This is a genomic window from Veillonella sp. T11011-6, assembly GCF_002959755.1.
GTDB lineage: Bacteria > Bacillota > Negativicutes > Veillonellales > Veillonellaceae > Veillonella.
Genome location: NZ_PPCW01000001.1, coordinates 129,116 through 152,319 on the forward strand (window position 1 = coordinate 129,116; position 23,204 = coordinate 152,319).

Below are 23,204 nucleotides of genomic sequence, written 5' to 3' on the forward strand. Positions count from 1 at the left end.
ATATATTGTAAAAATATTATATGAATGTAATAAATCGAATCTATATACCTTGTAAGAAAACACATAGATTATATAGACTATATGTGCGATAATATAGATATATTATTTCATGTTAGTAAACAGAGAGATGATGCCGATTGGTATCATCTCTTTAAATAGGGAACATAATGAAAGAGCAATTGATTGTAAAAGGTGCGCGTCAGCATAACCTTAAAAATATAGATATATCCTTACCACGGGACCAGTTTATCGTGTTGACAGGCCTCAGTGGCTCTGGTAAATCGTCTTTAGCATTCGATACAATTTACGCAGAAGGGCAACGACGCTATGTAGAGTCTTTATCTGCTTATGCACGTCAATTCTTGGGACAAATGGATAAACCCGATGTAGACTATATTGAAGGTTTATCTCCAGCAATTTCTATCGACCAAAAGACTACAAGCCGTAACCCTCGTTCTACAGTTGGTACTGTAACGGAGATTTACGATTACTTGCGTCTATTATTTGCTCGCGTAGGTCATGCTCATTGTCCTGAATGTGGTAAGCCTATTACACAGCAAACAATACAACAAATGACAGACGATGTAATGAACTTCCCAGAAGGTACTAAGATTTTAGTATTAGCCCCTATGATTCAAGGGAAAAAAGGAGAGCATAAATCCGTCTTTGATCAACTTCGAAAAGAAGGTTTTGTTCGTGCCCGTGTAGATGGCGCTGTACGTACATTAGATGAAGATATTGTATTAGAAAAAAATAAAAAACACTCTATCGATATCGTAGTAGACCGTCTCGTTGTAAAAGAAGGTATTGAATCTCGCTTAGCAGACTCTATGGAGACCGCATCAAAATGGGCAGAAGGCATTGTAGTTATCCAAGAGGTAGATGGACCTGAACACATGTATAGCCAACACTTTGCATGTCCAGATTGCCATATTTCCTTACCGAAAATTGAGCCACGTATGTTCTCCTTTAACAGTCCATTTGGTGCCTGCCCAGCTTGTTTGGGAATTGGCTCTACCATGGAAGTAGACGAAGAACGCGTTATTCCAGATGGATCTATTACCTTTGCCGATGGTTGTGTACAAGCGTTGAGCTCTAACCCTAATGCATGGTTTATGCGCCAAGTAGAAGGTCTATTAAAAGCTAATGGATACTCTTTAAATTCTACTTATGATGAATTGCCAAAAGCATTACAGAAAAAAGTAATGTACGGCACTACAGATAAGGTGGCTTTCACGTACGAAAATATGCGCGGCGAAGTGAAGGAATTCTTTACTGAGTACGAAGGTATTTTACCGATGGTAAAACGCCGTCATAGTGAAGCCTCTACAGATTCTATGCGTGAAGAGTTTGAAAAATTTATGTCCATTAAGCCTTGTACTACATGCCATGGAGCTCGTCTTAAACCTGAAGTATTAGCTATAACCGTAGGGGATAAGAACATCAATGAAGTAACCCAATTGACCATTAAAGAAGCACTTGATTTCTTTGGTAAGTTACAGTTAACAGAGCGGGAACAAGTGATTGGGGCTCAAATTTTGAAGGAAATCAATGCTCGTCTTGGATTCCTCAATAATGTAGGCCTTGATTATCTTACTATGAACCGTAGTGCAGGTACTTTGTCTGGTGGTGAAGCTCAACGTATTCGTCTAGCTACGCAAATCGGCTCTGGTTTGGTAGGTGTATTGTACATCTTAGACGAACCGTCCATAGGTCTACATCAACGAGATAATGATCGACTCATCGATACCTTAAAAGGCTTGCGTGATTTAGGAAATACCTTACTCGTTGTAGAACACGACGAAGATACGATGCGTGCAGCGGACTATCTCGTGGACATTGGTCCAGGTGCTGGCGAACATGGTGGTCAAATCATTGCAGCTGGTACAGTAGACGAAGTGATGAAGGTAAAAGACTCTATTACTGGTCAATATTTGAGTGGCCGTAAATTTATCGCTCTTCCGGAACAACGCCGTAAAGCAGGTAAGAACTGCATTGAAATTCGCGGTGCTAAGGAAAACAATTTACAAAATGTAAATGTAAAATTCCCTATTGGCTTATTCAATGTTGTTACTGGTGTCAGCGGTTCTGGTAAGTCTACCTTGATTAATGAAATTCTCTACAAAGGTTTAGCTAATCAATTATATCGCTCTAACCACAAAGTAGGGGCTCATAAAGAAATCCGTGGTCTTGAACATATCGATAAAATCATCAATATTGACCAAAGTCCTATCGGTCGTACGCCTCGCTCTAATCCAGCTACCTATACTGGTGTATTCGATGCTATACGCGAGCTCTATAGTCAAACACCAGAGGCTAAGATGCGAGGCTACAAACAAGGGCGCTTTAGCTTTAACGTAAAAGGTGGACGCTGTGAAGCTTGTCGTGGTGACGGTATCATCAAAATTGAAATGCACTTCTTGCCAGATGTGTACGTACCTTGTGAGGTTTGTAAGGGAGCCCGTTATAACCGAGAAACCTTAGAGGTTAAATACAAAGGCAAATCTATTGCAGATGTATTAGATATGACCGTAGACGATGCAGTAGAATTCTTTAGTGCCATCCCTAAAATTCATCGTAAGATGGTTACTTTACAAGAGGTAGGTTTAGGCTATATTCGTTTAGGTCAAGCCGCAACAACCTTATCTGGTGGTGAAGCACAACGGGTTAAATTAGCTACTGAATTAGCTCGTCGCAGCACAGGTAAAACATTGTATATCCTAGATGAACCGACTACAGGTCTTCATGCCGAAGATATTCGCAAGTTATTACACGTATTGCAACAACTCGTAGAGGGTGGCGATACCGTTGTGGTTATCGAGCATAATTTAGATGTCATTAAGATGGCAGATCACATTATAGACCTTGGCCCTGAAGGTGGTAATCGTGGTGGTACCATCGTAGCTACAGGAACACCTGAGGAAATCGTGAAGGTGAAAGAAAGCTATACAGGCAAATTCTTAGGTCCTGTATTAGAACAGACTAAGAAATTTATGAAAGCAGCTCAAAAGAAAAAATAGTAGTGAGTACAAAGCTTAAAAATCTACGAGGAAAGGAGGACGTATGCCATCTGAAGAATTACTAGAGAAGGTCAGTCATTTGCCGACCACACCAGGCGTGTATTTATGGCGCGATCAATATAACCGTATCATCTATGTAGGTAAAGCCATTAATTTGCGCAACCGCGTACGTTCCTATGTGCGTAATGATGCGAACCGAGCGCCGAAGGTTGCGGCTATGATGAAGAGAGCGGTCGATGTGGAGATTATCCAAACAAAGACAGAGATGGAAGCGCTTATCTTGGAGAATACGCTTATTAAGGAGCACGAGCCTAAATACAATATTAGGCTTCGTGATGATAAAACGTATCCGTACGTAAAAATCTCAGTACAAGAGGATTACCCACGTGTATATATGACGCGCCGACTAGAACGCGATGGAGCCAAGTACTTTGGCCCTTTCACAGATGTAACATCTGTACATGTAGTATTGAAATTAATACGCCAGTACTATCCACTCAGGACATGTAAGTCTATGAAGGTAGAGCGACCGTGTTTACAGTACCATATGCATTACTGTGAAGCGCCGTGCTTTAACAAGATTTCCGTATCGGATTATCGAAAGTATATCGATGAAATCATAGAACTCTTTGAAGGTAAGCCTATCCCTTTGCTGAAGGAAATTAAAGAGAAGATGGAGCTTGCTGCAGAAGACTTACGCTTTGAAGATGCAGCACGTTATCGAGATCAGCTAACTAGTATAGAAAAAATCCAAGAAAAACAGCGCATGGTTACACAGCGTGGCGACTTAGACGTGTTAGGTATTGCAGTGGATACCTCGATGGCTTGTGTACAGTTATTATTCATCCGTGGTGGCCGACTATTAGGCCGTGAGAACTACTTTGTACAACATGATGGAGATAGTCAAGAAACTATCATGACGGACTTTATCAAGCAATACTATGGAGATACAAACTTCATTCCAAAGGAATTATTATTACCTATGGATAGCACTGATAGAGACTTGTTAAAGGAATGGTTTACACAGCTTAAAGGTCAGAATGTAGACGTGTCTGTGCCTCAGCGTGGCTATAAGATGGACATGATCAAGATGGCCCATGAGAATGCAGAAACCTTCCTAGAAGAGCGTCGTCGTCAGTGGCAACACCAAATTGATAAGACTGGTGGGGCTGTTAAAAAACTAGCTGAAGTCCTAGACTTGCCGCGATTACCAGAGCGTATGGAATGTTTCGATATTTCCCATACGCAAGGGGCTGAAACTGTGGCGTCTATGGTTGTCTTTGAAGGTGGTAAGCCGGCGAAGAAGGAATATCGTCGTTTTAAATTGAAGACTACGCAAGGTAAACCAGATGACTTCAAATCCATGGCAGAAATCATGGAGCGTCGCTACGGTAATGAAACAGATTGGCCTATGCCTGACCTTATTATCATCGATGGTGGTAAAGGGCAGCTCAACGCAGCCTTACCGTTAATTCGTGTCGTAGGTGTTACTGATGTGCCTGTTATCTCCTTGGCTAAACGCATTGAAGAGGTTTTTGTAGAAGGACAATCTGAAAGTATCATCTTAAACCATCACACACCAGAGCTTCAATTGCTTCAACAAATACGTGATGAAGCCCATCGCTTTGCCATTACATACCATCGTAAGCTTCGTGGAAAACGTAATTTAGAATCTATTCTAGATCACATTGAAGGTATTGGTCCTAAGCGCCGAAAGGCATTATGGGCTCATTTCAATAGTTTAGAAGCCATGAAAGAGGCATCTATTGATGAGCTTTCAAAGGTGGAATCTATGAACTATAAAACGGCAGAAACACTATATAATTTCTTCCGCATGTCTAAGGTGGAAAAACAAGATATGTTGAAATAAAAAAGAGCATCTTATTTCAGATGCTCTTTTACTGTATAAGTATGTTATTTATTTTTGTTGACGCTGAATGTACCAAGTGCGCCAAGTGAACAATATACCTGCTACTAGTACGCTAGCGAGTAATCCAATCCATACGCCAAATGGTCCGTAATTAGGATTATTAGCGAGAATATAGGCGGTTGGGAAGCATACGCCCCAATAGGATATGAGGGAGATATAAAGAACTACTTTTACATCTTTATAGGCTCTCAATATACCTTGTAAAGGGGTTCCAATGGCATCGATAGCAGAGAAGAATACACCGTATCCAAGGAAGCTGTAGATAAGCTGGTATACTTCATCATCATTTGTAAAGAGATCTGCAATAGCGTCCATATTAGTAAACGTAAATGTACAAATCATGATAGCCAATACAATGGCTAAGATGCGAGAAATATAAGAGTACTGGATAGCCTCTTGCTTACGTCCTGCCCCAAGTTCATAAGCAACTGCAATGGTAGAGGCCATAGCAATACTTAGAGGCAAACAGTAGAATACATTGGTAAAGGAAATAACAGATTGATGAGCCGCTACGACGGCGGATCCAAAGTGAACCATCAAGAGGCCAGCAATACTAAAGATACTAGCTTCTAAGAAGATGGAAAAGCCAATAGGAATACCTATATGTAGCTGTTCGCGAATGTAGTGAAAACTTGGTTTACTGAAGTCTTTAAAGATACGATATCCCTTTAACTTCGGATGTAATAGTAATACTAAGCTAAAGAGAATAAAGTTGGTCCAACAAGCACCGGCTATACCATAGCCAGCACCGACACCACCGATCTCTGGAAATCCGAAATGCCCAAAGATGAGTGCGTAGTTCAAAAATACGTTCACAATAAAGCTAATAAATACGATGGCCATAGAATAATGTGTTAATCCATGACTGTCGACGGTATTGCGCAATGTATTAACCCAAAGTAGTGGGAATAGACCTATGGCATATGCTTTCAGGTAACTAATACATACCTCAGCTGCAGCAGGTTCCAGATTTAATGCTGTCAGAAGAGGACGTAGGCCTAAGAGACCAGTTATTAAAATGATACATGCTAGGCCTGTACCGATATAAAGACCTTGATAAAAGATTGTTGAAATATTATCAGTTTTCTTAGCTCCCAATAGCTGAGAAATAATTGGTGTGATACCTAACAATGTTCCTTGTGCAAAGATATAGAAGAGGAGCCATAAATTATACCCCGTAGCAACCCCAGCTAAATCTATTGTACTATATTGTCCCGTTAAAAAGATGGCTATAAATGTACCACCTATAAGGGAAAATTGAGTTATGCACATAGGAGTAAATAGCTTAATGAACAACCATAACTTTTGTAATATAGAATATGTTTGATACATACTTACCTCCCTTAGTAACGATAATTATACGATACCATAAAGTAGTTTAATTTAATAGATAAATTCCTTAAGAATTGGGAATTACATGTATAGTATTTAGCACATTATGACTAAGGTTTTCATGTATTATAAAAATTGTATTTGTAGAGTTATATTTCTCTATTTACGATGAATGGAGTATGCTAAAAATGAATATATATTTTGTAAATTGAATTTTACACTACTGAACTATATCGATTATAATATATATACTATAGTTATATTCTAAGGAGGATACATTGGACATCTTATCTATTCAAGGTTTATTGGCGATGCTTCAGATCATCATTATCGATATCTTACTCGCTGGCGACAATGCCATTGTAATTGGTATGGCGGCTCGTAATTTACCGGCTCATTTGCAAAAGAAAGCCATCTTCTGGGGCACCGCGGGGGCCATTATTTTACGCCTTGTTATGGCATTCCTATTTGTAGAGGCACTGAACAATATTCCTGCCCTTCGTTTAGTAGGTGGTATCCTTCTTTTATGGATCGGTTATAAACTCGTTGCCGATGATGAAAGCGAGCATAATATCGAAGCTAAGGATAACTTGCGTGCGGCTATTACAACAATTGTCATTGCAGATGGTATCATGGGCATCGATAATGTTATCGGTGTAGTTGGTGCTGCAGGCGGACATATGACAATGGTAGCCATTGGTATGTTGATTACTGTACCAATTATTATTTATGGTAGTACTTTGTTTGTGAAAGTTATCGAACGTTTCCCAATTATCCTATACGCTGGCGGTGGTATCCTTGGATGGGTAGGTGCTGGCATGGCAGTAGAGGATACATTGATTGCTCATAGTGTTGAACCATATGCACTGTTTATCAAAATAGCTGCAGTGATCCTCGTAGTAGGTGCATCTTTGTTAGCCAAAAAACTTAAGAAATAACACAATATATCTCTTCTCCTAATCACAGGAGGAGAGATTTTTTTATGTAATCTAATAGCTCTCTTATAGATGAGAAAATAGAAGATTTATGGTATAGTTAAGGGATAGTTATTGAATTAGTAGACTGAATTGAGGTACGTACAGAATGGAATTTTTAGAAGTTGCCACGTGGGTAACCATTGGTAAGATTATTTTGATTGATATTTTATTAGCTGGTGATAATGCTGTAGTAATTGGTATGGCAGCAGGTAAGCTAGCTCCAGAACTACAAAAGAAAGCTGTTATTTGGGGTACAGTAGGGGCCATTGTCATGCGCCTTGTATTTGCTACTCTTTTAGTAGAGGCTCTTACCTTAATTCCTCTTATTCATTTAGGTGGTGGTCTAGTACTCGTATGGATTGCCATCCAACTATTAAAAGGTGGCGATGAAGATGCCCATATTGAAGCTAAAAATTCCTTAATGGGTGCTATTTGGACGATTATTGTAGCCGATGCCATGATGAGTATCGATAATGTAATCGGTGTAGTAGGTGCTGCTAAAGGTCATTTAGAACTTGTTATTGCAGGTATGTTAATTACTGTTCCAATTATCGTATTCTGCTCCACATTATTTGCTCGTATCATCAATAAATTCCCTGCCATCCTTTGGGCCGGCGGTGCATTACTCGGTTGGGTTGCCGGTGAAATGATTGTGGAAGATCCACTTCTTATGCCATATATTCAAGGTGAGGAATTACTCGTGAAATTTGGTACTGTATTCTTCGTACTCATTGTGACTGGTATGATTAAAATTTGGAAGAAAAGAGACGCGTAATGAACGGTACAAATCGTACAGCTCGTAAGAAGAAATCTAAACAACAACATAGAAGTGGTAATCGTGCGAACCAAGGTCAATCAATTACTACTGCATTGTCTAAAAAACAACAGGCTATACTGAATGCACCTGTTAAACTAGGTGATGAAGTGCTAGTAACCATTCACGGTATTGGTAGTAGCGGTGAAGGGGTAGGTCGCGTAGATGATTTTACAGTCTTTGTTCCCTTTGCTCTACCAGGTGAAACGGTAAAAGTATCTATCAATATGGTTAAAAAGACATATGCTACAGGTAAACTCCTAGAAATTGTTACTATGGCTCCTAATCGTATCGATCCTAATTGTGACCTTTATGGATTCTGTGGAGGCTGCCAACTGCAACACATAACCTATGAAGGGCAGCTTTCACTAAAAACACAAAAGGTAAAGGATGTTATCGAGCGTATCGGTCATCAAAATCCAGACCTTGTTAAGCCAGCATTAGGACCTAAAGAGCCATGGGCATATCGCAATAAGATGCAAATGCCTGTAGGTGGTACTAAAGGCGATATTCAAATGGGCTTCTATGCGATGGGATCTCACGATATCGTGCAAGGTACAAACTGTCCTATACAAGATGAAGGCAATAATATCATTGCTCAAGCATGTTATCAAATTGCTAAAGAGTTTGATATTGAACCGTATAATGAACATACAGGAAAGGGTATATTGCGCCATGTAATCGGTCGTATTGGCCAATCTGGATGGATGATTATCCTTGTAACTGCTACTGACCATTTACCACACCAAGAAAAGTGGATAGAAAAATTAACAGAACGAATCCCTCAAGTAGAAACTATCGTTCATAACGTAAATGGTAAGCGAACTAATGTTATATTAGGACCTAAAAATAATATCCTCTATGGGGATGGGACGATTACAGATCATATTAAAGATTTACGGTTTACCTTATCTCCACACTCCTTCTTCCAAGTGAATCCGGAACAAACTACGGTGCTTTACGATCAAGCATTAGCTTATGCGGACCTAAAAGGGGATGAAACCGTTATTGATGCGTACTGTGGTACAGGTACCATCTCATTATTTCTAGCTCATAAAGCTAAACATGTTATCGGCATTGAAATTGTAGAGCCAGCCATTATCAATGCTCGTGAAAATGCGCGCCGCAATGGCTATGATAATACAGAATTTATCGTCGGTGATGCGGCTGTAGAAATGCCAAAACTCTACAAGGCTGGTGTACGACCAGACGTCATCGTATTCGATCCAATCCGTGCAGGCTGTAAAGAAGAAGTACTAACCTCTGCAGCAGGCATGGAACCAAAACGCATTGTTTACGTATCCTGTAACCCTGCAACCATGGCAAGAGACATTGAAATATTGACGCACTATGGCTATGAACTCAAAGAAGTACAACCCGTAGACATGTTCCCTATGACAGCACATGTCGAAGCGGTAGCTTTGCTTACTAGAAGTGAAGCGACGCAGTGAGTGATAGCACTGCCCATGTGATTGGAAAAGCCGAATCACTGATCAGATTATAGATGTCTAAAAATTTTTTTAGCTGATTTTTAAAAGTATATGTTTTGTAGGTGAGACTATGAATTTTAAGAAACAAATTATTTTATTTTCAATTTTAGCTATGTCTGTTATGGCTGTATCTGCAGAAGATATTAATACTTATAATCCTCAACTTATTGAGAAACACCAAATAACAAATGCAGATATTGCAGCAGCAACATCTTATGGACAGTCTTTAGTAGAAAAGAAAAATATTAAAATGATATCTACTGCTAAGAAGAAGTTTATTAAAAGACGTTATGGTGGAATTTTCCCAAGAAATGAATTGCAAGGTATCGTATATGTTCAAACTCCATTTGCAATTTATGCTAATACGGCATTGGAGGATGCTAGAGGTGTAGCAAGTACTTATTCAACGAGAAATGCTAATAATATATTACGGGTTAGATCTTTCCTTTATATGCCGGAAAGTAAGATTTATAATGATACTAATAATGTTGTTATATCTATAGTACAAAATGGAAATACATATTATCCAACAGAGACCGTACGTGGCGATGATCAATTTGAAGGTCCTGGTATGTGGGTAACAGTAGGTTATCAATCATTATTTGATTTATCTAATATCGATACTAATAGCTCTTTTGAAGTTCATATTAAGTCTGATGCAGTTAAAGTTGGAGATGCGGTAATTCAGTTTCCAGCATTAAATGAGTCTAATAAGTATGTTTTAGATGACTCATATTCACTTTATAGAGGTGATGCAGTCTTTATTGATAAGAAATAATGATTTACTAAGGCTATTTCTTTATTTTTTTATAAATCCAAAATTTAAAAGCTTATCTCGAATATAATAAGAAGATTGTAAAAGAATGCAGTGAAAACGTATTCTTTTACAATTTTTTTTACATTAAGCCTATTTCTAAAGGTTTATTTAGTAAATAATTTTCAGAATGTCTGATTTTTTATATAATAAAGTTATAAATATTAGTACAGTATGTAATGGGGATAATTCGTTTAGAGGTAAGGGGTTATACTGATGGATGTAAAAGTTTTTGATAATATTAATGACATTGTTCGTGATGATATGATATCTACAATAAGTAATGGGAGTAAGATATCAATTGCTGCTGCTTGCTTTTCAATCTATGCTTATAAAGAATTGAAGGATCAGCTAGAGCAAATAGATGAGTGTAGATTTATTTTTACAGCACCAACATTTATTAAAGAAAAAACAGAGAAGCAAAAGAGAGAGTTTTATATTCCTAGATTAAATCGTGAGAATAGCTTATATGGTACAGAGTTTGAACTGAAGCTACGTAATGAAATGAACCAGAAGGCTATAGCAAAAGAATGTGCAGAGTGGATTAAACAAAAAGCAACATTTAAGTCTAATATTACGGGAGAGAATATGACTGGATTTGTAAATGTAACGAATTCCAATTCTGCTACTACTTATATGCCTATTAATGGGTTTACCACAGTTGATATTGGTTGTGAACGTGGTAATAATACTTATAACATGGTTAATCGATTTGAATCACCGTTTGCTGATACGTACATCAATTTATTTGAAAGCCTGTGGAATGATAAAAATAAACTTCAAGATGTTACGGATATTGTTATAAACAATATGACTTCTGTTTATAATGAAAATTCACCAGAGTCTATTTATTTCTTGATTTTATATCATGTATTTAGTGAGTTTCTCAATGATATCTCCACTGATGAATTACCAAATGAAGCTACAGGGTTTAAACAAAGTAAAATCTGGAATATGTTATATGACTTTCAGCGAGATGCAGTACTTGCCATTATAAACAAGTTAGAACGATATAATGGATGTATTCTTGCTGATAGTGTTGGTTTAGGGAAAACTTTCACGGCACTAGCAGTTGTAAAATATTATGAGAATCGAAACAAAAGTGTTCTTGTTCTATGCCCTAAAAAGCTAGCAGAGAATTGGAATACCTATAAAGATAATTATGTAAATAATCCAATTGCCGCAGATCGACTTAATTATGATGTGTTATTCCATACAGATTTATCTAGAACTGGTGGATTTTCTAATGGTCTTGATTTAAATCGCTTAAACTGGGGAAACTATGATTTAGTTGTTATAGACGAATCACATAACTTCCGTAATGGTGTTGGTACGCATGCTAATACTGTGGAGAATCGTTACGTAAAGCTGATGGATAAGATTATTAAGGCTGGAGTAAAAACAAAAGTATTAATGCTTTCCGCGACACCGGTTAATAATAGATTTATTGATTTGAAAAACCAATTAGCTATAGCTTATGAAGGCGATACTTCGTTAATTGATAATAAATTAGGTACAAACAAGTCAATTGATGAAATATTTAGACAAGCACAACGAGCGTTTAATACTTGGAGTGAGTTAGATGCTGCTGATCGAACAACAGATGCTTTGTTAAAAACATTAGATTTTGATTTCTTTGAATTATTGGATAGTGTCACTATTGCACGTTCAAGAAAGCATATTGAAAAATATTATGATACTACTGATATTGGTAAGTTTCCTATAAGAAAGAAACCTATTTCGTTAAGACCAGTACTCACTAATTTAGAATCTGCTACTAACTATAATCAAATTTATGAAGCGTTAAGTAAGCTTTCCCTTTGTATCTATACACCATCTAACTATATATTTCCAAGTAAAATTCAAAAATATATTGATCTAACACATAATAAAGGAAATGAGTTAACCCAAACAGGTCGTGAACAAGGTATTCGCAAGTTAATGAGTGTTAATTTGTTGAAACGTTTAGAAAGCTCTGTTAATTCTTTTCAACTTACATTACAACGTATTTATAGTTTAATTAATGATACTATAGATAAGATAAACCGATATGAGCAATATGGTGCAAGTAGTATTGATATGTATGAATCTGCTGATACAGAGTGGGATATAGATGATAGTAATACCGAATATTTTACTGTTGGGAATAAGGTTCAAATTGATTTAGCTGATATGGATTATAAAACTTGGCGATCTGAACTTACTTCAGATATTGAGGTTTTAAATGAATTGATGCGTATGTTGAATGTAATAACACCTGAAAATGATGGTAAGTTACAATCTTTACTCAAGGTAATCTCTAACAAAATAGAAAACCCAATTAATAGTAATAATAAAAAGGTTCTGATTTTTTCTGCCTTTTCAGATACTGCTGAGTATTTATATAAACATGTTAGTGCTTATATAAAAGAAAAATATGGACTTAATACTGCTGTTATAACAGGTTCTATTGATGGTAAAACTACTATTAAGAATTTTAAGGCTACTCTTAATAATGTATTGACATGTTTTTCTCCTATTTCTAAAGATAAAGCAGTTCTATTGCCAGATAGTAATGATGAAATTGATATATTAATTGCCACAGATTGTATATCTGAAGGTCAAAATCTACAAGACTGCGACTGTGTTATAAACTATGATATCCATTGGAATCCAGTTCGTATCATTCAACGATTTGGTCGTGTAGACCGCATTGGTAGTAAAAATGAAAGTATCCAACTTGTTAACTTTTGGCCTGATATGGATTTAGATGAATACATCAACCTTAAATGTCGTGTAGAAACAAGGATGAAAATTTCTATTATGTCTTCAACAGGAGATGATGATCTTATTAATGCCGAGGAGAAAGGCGATTTAGAGTATAGAAAGCAACAGCTTAAACGTTTACAAGAAGAAGTAGTAGATATAGAAGATATGTCTACAGGTATTTCGATTATGGATTTAGGTTTAAATGAATTCAGGCTCGATCTTTTAGAGTATATTAAAACTCATGGTGATATGGATACAAAACCTAAAGGATTACATGCTGTTGTTCAATCATCTGAAGAACTTCCACAAGGTGTAATATTTGTATTGAAGAATGTTAATAACTCTGTAAATATTGATAATCAAAACCGGATTCATCCATTTTATATGGTTTATATTGGTATGGATGGAGAGATAATCTGTGATTATCTAAATCCAAAGCAATTGCTTGATGATATTAGATTATTATGTAGAGGCAAACAAGAACCAATAGTAGAATTGTGTCGAAAGTTTAATGAAGACACGAATGATGGGAAAGATATGCAGGAATTATCAAACCTTCTTCGTGAAACAATTCATTCTATTATCGATACGAAAGAAGAAAGTGAAGTTGATAGTCTATTTACAGCTGGTGGAACCTCTGCACTTATCTCAGTCGTATCTGGTTTAGATGATTTTGAGCTTATTTCTTTCTTGGTAGTTAAATAAGAAGGCGATATATGATGCTAGGTTTACCAAAAGCTACAGAATTTAATCGGCGCATTCCTAAAGCTAAGTTCTATGAAAATATAAATATTACGACTTCTTTAAAACGATTGTTTGTAAATCAGGTAAAGAATATTTATTGGAGAAATAAAATTGCGCCTACAACTACTAATTTGATTGATGGAAAATATGTAACTGAGATAGAGATATTTGAAGTCAATCTTAATTATTCACAAGTGGATATAGAGATATTAAAATTTATTGATAGTGTAATTCCGTATCATATTCTTTATATCTTAGAATACAATGGTAAGTATCAGGCATGGATTGGATATAAAGAACCTACGAATATAGAAAAGAAAATATCTAAAGTGGATAGATACTATCATACAAATTGGCTTGAAGAAACAGAGTTAATAGTAAAACTAGAAGGTCTAAACCTTGATGATGTATATGAAAACTTAGTACGTCAAATTGCTGGTGATAAGTTACAATCTGATAACTCTACCGAGACTTTAAAACAGTCTGTAGAGCGTGATAAAAAAATAGAAACTTTGCAAAAGCAAATTAGTATATTACAGAATAAAATACGAAAAGAAAAGCAGCTAAATAAACAAATAGAAATGAATACTGAGTTGAAGAAGTTAAAAATCGTATTGGAGAAAATATAATGGAAAAAATGAGAATGGAATCAGTAGATATGACTGAAAAAAATATAGAGAAAATTGAATCATTATTTCCTAATTGTATTACAGAAACTTTAGATGAAAATGGGACATTAAAAAAAGCTATAAATTTTGAAGCATTAAAACAGATGCTATCTAACGAAGTCATAGATGGTGATGAAGCTTATGAGTTTACATGGGTTGGTAAAAAAGCTGCTATTGTTGAAGCAAATAAGCCGATTCGAAAAACTTTACGTCCTTGTATAGAGAAAAGTGTAAATTGGGATAATACTGAAAATTTATATATAGAAGGTGATAACCTTGAAGTATTAAAACTTTTGCAAGAGAGTTATCTTGGGAAAGTTGATGTAATATATATTGATCCACCTTACAATACAGGGAATGATTTCATCTATAATGATGACTTTAAATTATCAAGTGAAGAATATATAGAAGCGAATAATGAATTCGATGAAAACGGGAATAGACTATTTAAGAATACAGATAGTAATGGTAGATTTCATTCTGATTGGTGTTCAATGATTTATTCTAGATTATTATTATCAAGAAATTTATTAAGTGATACTGGTGTCATTTTTATAAGTATTGATGATAATGAACAAGAAAATCTAAAAAAAATATGTGATGAAGTATTCGGTGAAGATAATTTCTTGGCACAAATAATTTGGGAAAGAGCTTATGCACCTATAAACTTAAAGAAACATTTCTCAAGGTCTCATGATTTTATACTTTGTTATGCTAAAAATGAGACTCTAGCTATTAATAATGGCATTAAACGAAGTGAAGAGGCCGATAATCGATATTCCAATCCTGATAATGATTCAAGAGGAGATTGGAAAGCAGATAATTTTTCTGTTGGACCTGCAGTTGAATCAAATATTTATCCTATAACAACACCTTCAGGACGTATTGTTGAGCCACCAGCTGGTAGAAGTTGGCTTGTTTCAGAGAAAGTTTTTTTAGAAAAATTAAGAGATAATAGAATTTGGTTTGGCACTGATGGTAACTCGGTCCCTAGTATGAAAAGATTTTTAAATGAACTAAAAAAAATTGGGATTACTCCGATGACCATATGGAAGTATAAAGAAGTAGGCCATTCACAAGATGCAAGTAAAGCTCTAAAGGAATTATTTGATGATAGAAAAATCTTTGACTATCCTAAGCCCGTAAATCTTATCAAAAGATGTATTGAACTTTATTCTAAAAAGGACTCTATTATTCTAGATTTCTTTTCTGGAAGTGCAACTACTGCTCATTCTGTAATGCAATTGAATGCAGAAGATGGTGGTCATAGAAAATATATAATGGTTCAATTAGCTGAGAAAACGGATGAGAATTCAGATTCATATAAGAATGGTTTTAAAAATATTTGTGAAATAGGACAAGAGCGAATTAGAAAAGCATCAAAAAAAATACTAGAAGATTATAAAGGGAATATTGATACTGAAAAGTTAGATACTGGTTTTCGTGTCTTTAAGTTAGATGATTCTAATATGACAGATGTATACTATTCAGCAGATGAATATTCTCAGAATCTATTGTCAAATTTAGAGTCAAATATTAAACAAGATCGCAATGATTTAGATTTGTTATTTTCTTGTTTACTTGAATGGGGGTTACCATTATCCTTACCATACAATTCAGAAGAAATAGAAGGTTGTGCTGTACATAATTATAATAATGGTGATTTAGTGGCATGTTTTGATGAACATATACCAGATTCAGTTATCAAATATATTGCAAAACATCAACCTCTTCAGGCAGTCTTTAGAGATAGCAGTTTTGAAAGTAGTCCAGCTAAAATTAATGTTGGTGAGATTTTTAAATCATTAGCTCCAGATACAAGAGTAAAAGTTATTTAGGGGGAAATTAATGGATAAGATGAGAATGGAAACAGCAGATATTACTACTAAAAACATAGAACGGATAGGAAACTTATTCCCCAATTGTATAACTGAATCAATTGATAACGATGGTACACTAAAAAAAGCTATAAATTTTGATGTTTTAAAGCAAATTCTTTCAAGCGATGTGATTGATGGTGATGAATCCTATGAGTTTACTTGGGTTGGTAAGAATAATGCTATTGTTGAGGCTAATAAACCAATTCGAAAGACTCTACGTCCTTGTAAGGAAAAAAGTGTAGATTGGGATAAAACTAAAAATATATATATTGAGGGAGATAATCTTGAAGTTCTAAAACTCTTACAAGAAAGTTATTTAGGATTAGTAAAGTTAATTTATATTGATCCACCATATAATACTGGTCATGACTTTATATATCCTGATTCTTTCGTTATGGACTCCGATGAATATAATGATGGAATTCAATATTATGATTCATCTGGTAACATTAATTATCGAAGAGAAAATAGTACAACAGCAGGTAGATACCATTCAGATTGGTGTTCAATGATATATTCTAGATTACTCTTAGCAAGAAATTTATTATCTGATGATGGAACTATTTTTATTTCAATTGATGTAAATGAATCCCATAATTTACGTAAGATTTGTGATGAAGTTTTTGGTGCTGACTCTTTTGTAACAGATATTATTTGGAATTCTAGAAAGTCTGTTTCAAATGATGCTATAGTATCTCTTAACCATAATTATACATTGGTATATGCAAAGAATATGGAAGTATTTTATGCAAATAAATCAAAATTTAAGTTACCAGATACAGGTGATGGATTTCATAACTGGGATAATGACCCAAGAGGACCATGGAAAGCAGATCCATTTGATAGTCCAGGCATAAGACCTAATCTAACCTACGGTATTATTAACCCTAATACAGGTGAAGAATTTTGGCCAGCAGAAGGACGTTGCTGGAGAACAGGGGAGGAAGAATATAAATCATTTTTAACGGACAATAGGATAATATTCGGGAAAAATGGAAATAGTAAACCTCAACTAAAAAGATTTTTAAGTGAAGCTCAAGAGAAAGGAATAACTCCAAAATCATTGTGGGATGATTGTGGAACTGCAACTGAAGGAACAAAAGAAATTAAAAAGTTATTTGGCGCAAAAGTTTTTGATACACCGAAGCCTGTCAGTTTTATTAATAAAATTATTAGATTGGCTACAAATAAAAATGATATAGTTTTGGACTTTTTTTCTGGATCTGCTACAACTGCTCATGCAGTATTACTGCATAATGCGTACACTAATGCAGAATGTAAATATATAATGGTTCAAATGAATGAACCTATTTCTGAGAGTACCATTGCATATAATGAAGGTTTTAGAACTATTGCAGAATTAGGTAGAAAAAGAATCATATTGGCCGCTAATTATATAAAGCATGATACCAATGCTGATATTGATTATGGATTTAGAGTTTTAAAATTAGATGACTCTAATATGAATGATATATATTACTCAGCAAATGAATATTCACAGAATTTACTTTCAAATTTAGAGTCAAATATTAAGTCTGATCGTAATGATCTTGATTTACTATTTGGCTGTTTGCTTGAATGGGGGTTACCATTATCATTACCATATAATTCAGAAGAGATAGAGGGCTGTACTATACATAATTATAATAATGGTGATTTAGTGGCATGTTTCAATGAAAATATACCAGATTCAGTCATTAAATATATTGCAAAACAACAGCCTCTTCGTGCGGTCTTTAGAGATACTGGTTTTGAAAGTAGTCCAGCTAAAATTAATGTTGGTGAGATTTTTAAATCGATAGCTCCAGATACAAGAGTAAAGGTTATTTAAGGAGGTCTAGACATGAAACTACAATTTAAGCATCAAAAATTTCAAGCTGATGCTGCGAAGGCCGTGGTGGATGTATTTGCAGGACAGCCTTATTTAACACCATCATATATGATGGATAGAGGAACTGGTTATATTCAACAATCCCTAACTGAGGATAATGATTTTACTGGCTTTAGTAACCAGATAATAGTGAAAGAATTAAGTGATGAGCTAATTCTTAGTCGAATAAAGAAAATACAACGAGATAATCAAATTCTACCATCTGATAAATTAGAAGGTAGATATAATTTGACTATTGAAATGGAGACTGGTGTTGGTAAGACTTATACATATATTAAAACTATGTATGAGCTTAATAAACATTATGGTTGGAGTAAATTTATTATTGTTGTACCTAGCATTGCTATACGTGAAGGTGTTTATAAAACTTTCCAAGTTACACAAGACCATTTTGCGGAAGAATATGGTAAAAAGATTCGATTCTTTATTTATAACTCTGCTCAATTAACTGAAATTGATCGCTTTGCATCTGATAGCTCCATTAATGTAATGATTATTAATTCTCAAGCATTTAATGCAAAAGGTAAGGATGCTAGACGTATTTATATGAAATTAGATGAGTTTAGATCTCGTCGTCCTATAGATATTATTGCCAAGACAAATCCTATCTTAATCATTGATGAGCCTCAATCTGTAGAAGGAAAACAGACAAAAGAAAGTTTAAAACAATTTAATCCATTAATGACTCTTCGTTACTCTGCAACTCATAAGAGTGACAGTATCTACAACATGGTTTATCGATTAGATGCATTAGAAGCTTACAATAAATATCTTGTAAAAAAAATTGCTGTTAAAGGTATTACTGAATCTGGAAGTACAGCTACTGAAAGTTATGTTTATCTCGAAGGTATTAATCTTTCAAAGTCAGCTCCTACAGCAACTATTCAGTTTGATTATAAAGGTGCTAAAGGCATTCGAAAGATAACAAGAGTTGTTTCGGAAGGCTATAACCTCTATGATAACTCAGGCCAAATGGAAGAGTATAAAGATGGTTTTGTTGTATCTAGAATTGATGGTCGTGATGACTCAGTTGAGTTTATTAACGGAGTAAAGGTCTATGCTGGTGATGTAATTGGCAAAGTAAATGAAGATCAACTTCGACGTATTCAAATAAGAGAAACAATTTTATCTCATATTGAAAGAGAACGTGACTTATTTTATAAAGGAATAAAAGTATTATCTTTATTCTTTATAGATGAGGTAGCAAAGTATAAGCATTATGATGCTTCTGGATTGCCTATTAATGGTATCTATGCAGATATGTTTGAAGAGGAGTATAAGGATATTATTGATAATCTTCAAATAAAATTTGGTGAAGATGAGTATATAAAGTATATTAATGCTATTTCTGAATCGTCTACACATGCAGGTTATTTCTCCATTGATAAAAAAGGAAAAATGGTTGACTCTAAGTTAAAAGATAAAAAAGAGAAAACATCAGATGATGTTGATGCTTTTGATTTAATTATGAAGAATAAAGAACTTCTTTTAGATAGAGACCCTAAGAAATCTCCTGTTAGATTCATCTTTTCTCATTCAGCATTACGTGAAGGCTGGGATAATCCAAATGTTTTTCAGATTTGTACATTAAAACAAAGTAGTAGTGATGTGCGCAAACGTCAAGAAGTAGGCCGTGGTCTTCGCCTTTGTGTAAACCAAGATGGGGAACGTATGGATACCAATGTACTTGGTAATGATGTACATAATGTAAATGTTCTTACTATAATAGCTAGTGAAAGCTACGATAGTTTTGCAAAGGGCTTACAAGCTGAAATTGCCGAGGCCGTTGCTGATAGACCTAAATCAATCACACCTGAATTATTCATTGGAAAAGTAATTAAAGATATACATAATAATGAACAGGTTATAGATGATCAAATAGGACGTGCTATTCATTATGATCTTATTGTAAATGGTTATATTGATAAAACAGGTGCTCTTACTGATAAATATTATGATGATAAGTCTAATGGTTTAATACAGGTTGCTGATGAAGTATCTGACTCCAAGGATGCAGTTATAGGAATCATTGATTCTATCTATGATTCTAAATCGATACAATTTGAAAATGCACGCAGTAATAATGTTGAGCTTCAGTTAGACGAAGATAAAGTTTCTATGCCTGAATTTAAAGCACTATGGAATAAGATAAATTCCAAATCAGTATATGTCGTTGATTTTGATACTGATGAGCTTGTTAGAAATGCAATTTCAGCTTTAGATAGCAAACTTCGAGTTTCAAAGATTTTCTATAAAGTTGAATCTGGTACTATGAAACAGATTAAATCAAAAGAGGCGTTAGAAACATCAGGTTCTTTTGTAAAAGAAGCTGCTTCAACATATGGAAGTAAAAATGCTGTAAGTTCTAATGTTAAATATGATTTGGTCGGTAAACTAGTAGATGAGACCGGGCTTACGCGTAAAGCAATTATACAGATTCTTCAAGGTATTGAATCTGCTGTCTTTAATCAATTCAAAGATAATCCAGAAGAGTTCATTATTAAAGCTGCATCACTTATAAATGATGAAAAAGCAACAGCAATTATTGAGCACATCACATATGATGTACTAGATGAAAAATATGATACTAATGTATTTACTGATCCAACAATTAAAGGTCGCTTAGGGACTAATGCGATGAAAGCTAATAAACATTTATATGACCATATTGTTTATGACTCAACAAATGAAAAAAACTTTGCATCTGAGTTGGATATAAACTCTGATGTGGCTGTATATGTTAAATTACCTGATGGATTTTATATATCAACACCTGTTGGTCGATATAACCCAGATTGGGCAATAGCTTTTTATGAAGGTAGTGTAAAACATATTTATTTTGTTGCTGAAACAAAGGGCTCTATGAATTCAATGCAACTCCGATTGATTGAAGAATCCAAACTACATTGTGCACGTGAACACTTTAAAGCTATCAGTAAAGGGGACGTTGTTTATGATGTTGTTGATAGCTATAAGTCACTACTAGATATTGTGACAAAGTAAATTTTTATACATTAATTTATGTGAGGGGATTGGGAGTATATAAAATGGGAACTGAATTATTTGATAATATTCCTAGTAGGGTATCAGACTTATTATCAGATGTAAGAAATGGTCGAATTGGATTACCAGACTTACAAAGACCTTTTGTATGGAAAGATAATAAAGTTAGAGAGTTATTAGATTCTATGATGAAAGGATATCCTATTGGGTATATTATGCTATGGGCTTCCCCGGAAGACTATGAGAATACGGGTCACATTGGTAAAAATGATAAGTTATATAGGCAACCTGATGATCTAGTGATTGATGGTCAACAGCGCTTAACAGCTTTATTAGGTGCGTTATATGGGGTAAGCATTAAAGACAAAAATTATAAAGAACGGAATATACGTATTTCTTATAATCCATTAACTCGAGAGTTTGCAGTGTGGACACAAGCTTATGAACGAAATCAAGAGTGGATTAGTTCGATAAGTAGTGTATTTAAGGATCATAAAGACTTTAATATTGCGAAATTTCGTAAATCATTTATTAAAAACTGCAATGAAAATCGAATAAAAAATGGTGTTGATATATTAACTGAAGATGAAGAGGACTTGATTGAAAGTAATATTAATGCTCTCTTGAATTTGGAAACGTATTCCTTACCAACATTAAAAATTAATTCTAAAGCAACAGAAGAAGATGTTGCCGATATATTTGTTAGAGTTAACTCAGGTGGACAAAATCTTACGGAAAAAAATTTTATAGAAACTCTTTTAGCAGTTTATGATAATGAGGTTCACGAACTTATTAACAAGTTCTGTGCCGAATCTAGAATTCCATCTGAAAAAACATCCTTTAATCAAATTATTCAAGTTAGTCCGGCACATCTAATTAGAGTCGCTGTAGGTGTTGGGTTTAAACGAGCACGTTTACGTTATGCTTATATGTTACTTAGAGGAAAGAATCTAAAAACAGGCGAAATAACACAAACTATACGTGATGAAAATTTAAAAGTATTTAAGGATTCGCTTGATCTTGTATGTAATCTTAATAATTGGCATGCATTCATGAACTTATTTTCCACTGCAGGATATTTGAAAAGTAGCTTAATTGCATCTTCAAATGCTGTAGTGTTTAGCTATGTTTTATATTTAATAGGAAAATATTCCTATAAGGTACCATCTGTTAAATTGAATAAAATTATCCGTAAATGGATTTTTATGTCTACAATTACTGGATTTTATACAGGATCAACAGAGAGTGCGGTAGAAAAACAATTTGCAGATTTACGGAAAATCAGTAAGGCAGAGGATTTTATTAGCTATTTGGATACTATTATATCTAATAGATTTACAGACGATTATTTTACTGTTTCATTACCATCAGAACTAAATAGCTCATCGGCGACATCTCCTGCTTGGTATGGATATGTAGCAGCACTTAATGTTTTAGGTACACCTATGTTATTTAGTACAGAACCTTTATCACAATATTTTATTATGGGAACAAATGGTGATAAAAGCGCCATTGATAAGCATCATATTTTCCCTAAACATTATCTTCAATCTATTGGTTATGATGATGATCGTGATAGAAATCAAATAGCTAATTTTACATATTTGGACTATGTTACAAATATTGATATTTCTGATACTTCTCCATTAGAATATGTACAAAAATATAGACAAAAACTAGGTCAGGAAGCTTTTAATCTTACTTGTGAACAAAATGCACTTCCTTTAAATTTTGAAACGTTATCATATTCAGAGTTTCTAAAACAACGTAGATTACTAATAGCTCAAATTATTAAAAAAGCTTATACCAAGTTAGATTCTTGAATTTTTTTATTTGATTATAGAGTTTGTATTATTAATAATAATTTGATTTAATCTCCTTAAAGGTATATTT

The 23,204-nt window shown here is 34.6% G+C and carries 13 protein-coding genes; 12 read left to right on the top strand and 1 reads right to left on the bottom strand.

Going from position 1 to position 23,204, the window contains the following annotated elements:
- The first annotated feature begins 167 nt into the window (after positions 1-167).
- The gene (gene uvrA / locus VRHSUH10_RS00575) at positions 168-3,020 is read left to right on the top strand and encodes an excinuclease ABC subunit UvrA (RefSeq protein ID WP_105089039.1); all 2,853 of its coding nucleotides are present in this window, start codon (positions 168-170) and stop codon (positions 3,018-3,020) included.
- 43 nt (positions 3,021-3,063) lie between these two features.
- The gene (uvrC, locus tag VRHSUH10_RS00580) at positions 3,064-4,890 is read left to right on the top strand and encodes an excinuclease ABC subunit UvrC (protein WP_105089040.1); all 1,827 of its coding nucleotides are present in this window, start codon (positions 3,064-3,066) and stop codon (positions 4,888-4,890) included.
- A gap of 48 nt (positions 4,891-4,938) precedes the next feature.
- Here the strand turns inward: uvrC and VRHSUH10_RS00585 are convergent, their stop codons facing one another.
- Positions 4,939-6,282, bottom strand: coding sequence for an MATE family efflux transporter (locus VRHSUH10_RS00585; RefSeq protein ID WP_105089041.1), 1,344 nt, complete (start codon positions 6,280-6,282; stop codon positions 4,939-4,941).
- Between the two features lie 278 nt (positions 6,283-6,560).
- On the opposite strand from VRHSUH10_RS00585, the gene VRHSUH10_RS00590 reads away from it, so the two are divergent.
- The 10 genes from VRHSUH10_RS00590 (at position 6,561) to VRHSUH10_RS00635 (ending at position 23,134) form a co-directional block, all read left to right on the top strand.
- Positions 6,561-7,220: a TerC family protein gene (locus VRHSUH10_RS00590; RefSeq protein WP_105089042.1), complete on the top strand. Its 660-nt coding sequence runs from the start codon at positions 6,561-6,563 to the stop codon at positions 7,218-7,220.
- Positions 7,221-7,365: 145 nt separating this feature from the next.
- A complete protein-coding gene (locus tag VRHSUH10_RS00595) occupies positions 7,366-8,034 on the top strand; it encodes a TerC family protein (RefSeq protein ID WP_105089043.1) in 669 nt (222 codons plus the stop codon).
- Complete coding sequence (gene rlmD, locus VRHSUH10_RS00600) at positions 8,034-9,524, top strand: 23S rRNA (uracil(1939)-C(5))-methyltransferase RlmD (RefSeq protein WP_105089044.1); 1,491 nt, start codon at positions 8,034-8,036, stop codon at positions 9,522-9,524. Before VRHSUH10_RS00595 ends, rlmD begins: the two co-directional genes overlap by 1 nt.
- A gap of 109 nt (positions 9,525-9,633) precedes the next feature.
- Positions 9,634-10,341 carry a hypothetical protein gene (locus tag VRHSUH10_RS00605; protein ID WP_105089045.1) on the top strand — a complete coding sequence of 236 codons (708 nt, stop codon included), beginning with the start codon at positions 9,634-9,636 and terminating at the stop codon, positions 10,339-10,341.
- A gap of 252 nt (positions 10,342-10,593) precedes the next feature.
- On the top strand, positions 10,594-13,830 hold the full coding sequence (locus VRHSUH10_RS00610) for a helicase-related protein (protein WP_105089046.1): 3,237 nt from the start codon (positions 10,594-10,596) through the stop codon (positions 13,828-13,830).
- A gap of 11 nt (positions 13,831-13,841) precedes the next feature.
- A complete protein-coding gene (locus VRHSUH10_RS00615) occupies positions 13,842-14,498 on the top strand; it encodes a DUF4391 domain-containing protein (RefSeq protein ID WP_233187050.1) in 657 nt (218 codons plus the stop codon).
- 14 nt (positions 14,499-14,512) lie between these two features.
- On the top strand, positions 14,513-16,375 hold the full coding sequence (locus VRHSUH10_RS00620; RefSeq protein ID WP_233187051.1) for a site-specific DNA-methyltransferase: 1,863 nt from the start codon (positions 14,513-14,515) through the stop codon (positions 16,373-16,375).
- Positions 16,376-16,385: 10 nt separating this feature from the next.
- The gene (locus VRHSUH10_RS00625) at positions 16,386-18,248 is read left to right on the top strand and encodes a site-specific DNA-methyltransferase (RefSeq protein WP_105089048.1); all 1,863 of its coding nucleotides are present in this window, start codon (positions 16,386-16,388) and stop codon (positions 18,246-18,248) included.
- A 12-nt stretch (positions 18,249-18,260) separates the two neighbouring features.
- Positions 18,261-21,311: a type III restriction-modification system endonuclease gene (locus VRHSUH10_RS00630; protein ID WP_105089049.1), complete on the top strand. Its 3,051-nt coding sequence runs from the start codon at positions 18,261-18,263 to the stop codon at positions 21,309-21,311.
- Between the two features lie 44 nt (positions 21,312-21,355).
- Entirely contained in the window at positions 21,356-23,134 is a 1,779-nt protein-coding gene (locus VRHSUH10_RS00635; RefSeq protein WP_105089050.1) for a DUF262 domain-containing protein, read from the top strand.
- Positions 23,135-23,204: the final 70 nt, after the last annotated feature.

Excerpts from the sequence above, each read along its gene's own strand:
- uvrA (WP_105089039.1), top strand. The coding sequence starts at position 168 with ATGAAAGAGCAATTGATTGTAAAAGGTGCGCGTCAGCATAACCTTAAA.
- uvrC (WP_105089040.1), top strand. The coding sequence starts at position 3,064 with ATGCCATCTGAAGAATTACTAGAGAAGGTCAGTCATTTGCCGACCACA.
- VRHSUH10_RS00585 (WP_105089041.1), bottom strand. The coding sequence starts at position 6,282 with ATGTATCAAACATATTCTATATTACAAAAGTTATGGTTGTTCATTAAG.
- VRHSUH10_RS00595 (WP_105089043.1), top strand. The coding sequence starts at position 7,366 with ATGGAATTTTTAGAAGTTGCCACGTGGGTAACCATTGGTAAGATTATT.
- rlmD (WP_105089044.1), top strand. The coding sequence starts at position 8,034 with ATGAACGGTACAAATCGTACAGCTCGTAAGAAGAAATCTAAACAACAA.
- VRHSUH10_RS00605 (WP_105089045.1), top strand. The coding sequence starts at position 9,634 with ATGAATTTTAAGAAACAAATTATTTTATTTTCAATTTTAGCTATGTCT.
- VRHSUH10_RS00610 (WP_105089046.1), top strand. The coding sequence starts at position 10,594 with ATGGATGTAAAAGTTTTTGATAATATTAATGACATTGTTCGTGATGAT.
- VRHSUH10_RS00615 (WP_233187050.1), top strand. The coding sequence starts at position 13,842 with ATGATGCTAGGTTTACCAAAAGCTACAGAATTTAATCGGCGCATTCCT.
- VRHSUH10_RS00620 (WP_233187051.1), top strand. The coding sequence starts at position 14,513 with ATGGAATCAGTAGATATGACTGAAAAAAATATAGAGAAAATTGAATCA.
- VRHSUH10_RS00625 (WP_105089048.1), top strand. The coding sequence starts at position 16,386 with ATGGATAAGATGAGAATGGAAACAGCAGATATTACTACTAAAAACATA.
- VRHSUH10_RS00630 (WP_105089049.1), top strand. The coding sequence starts at position 18,261 with ATGAAACTACAATTTAAGCATCAAAAATTTCAAGCTGATGCTGCGAAG.
- VRHSUH10_RS00635 (WP_105089050.1), top strand. The coding sequence starts at position 21,356 with ATGGGAACTGAATTATTTGATAATATTCCTAGTAGGGTATCAGACTTA.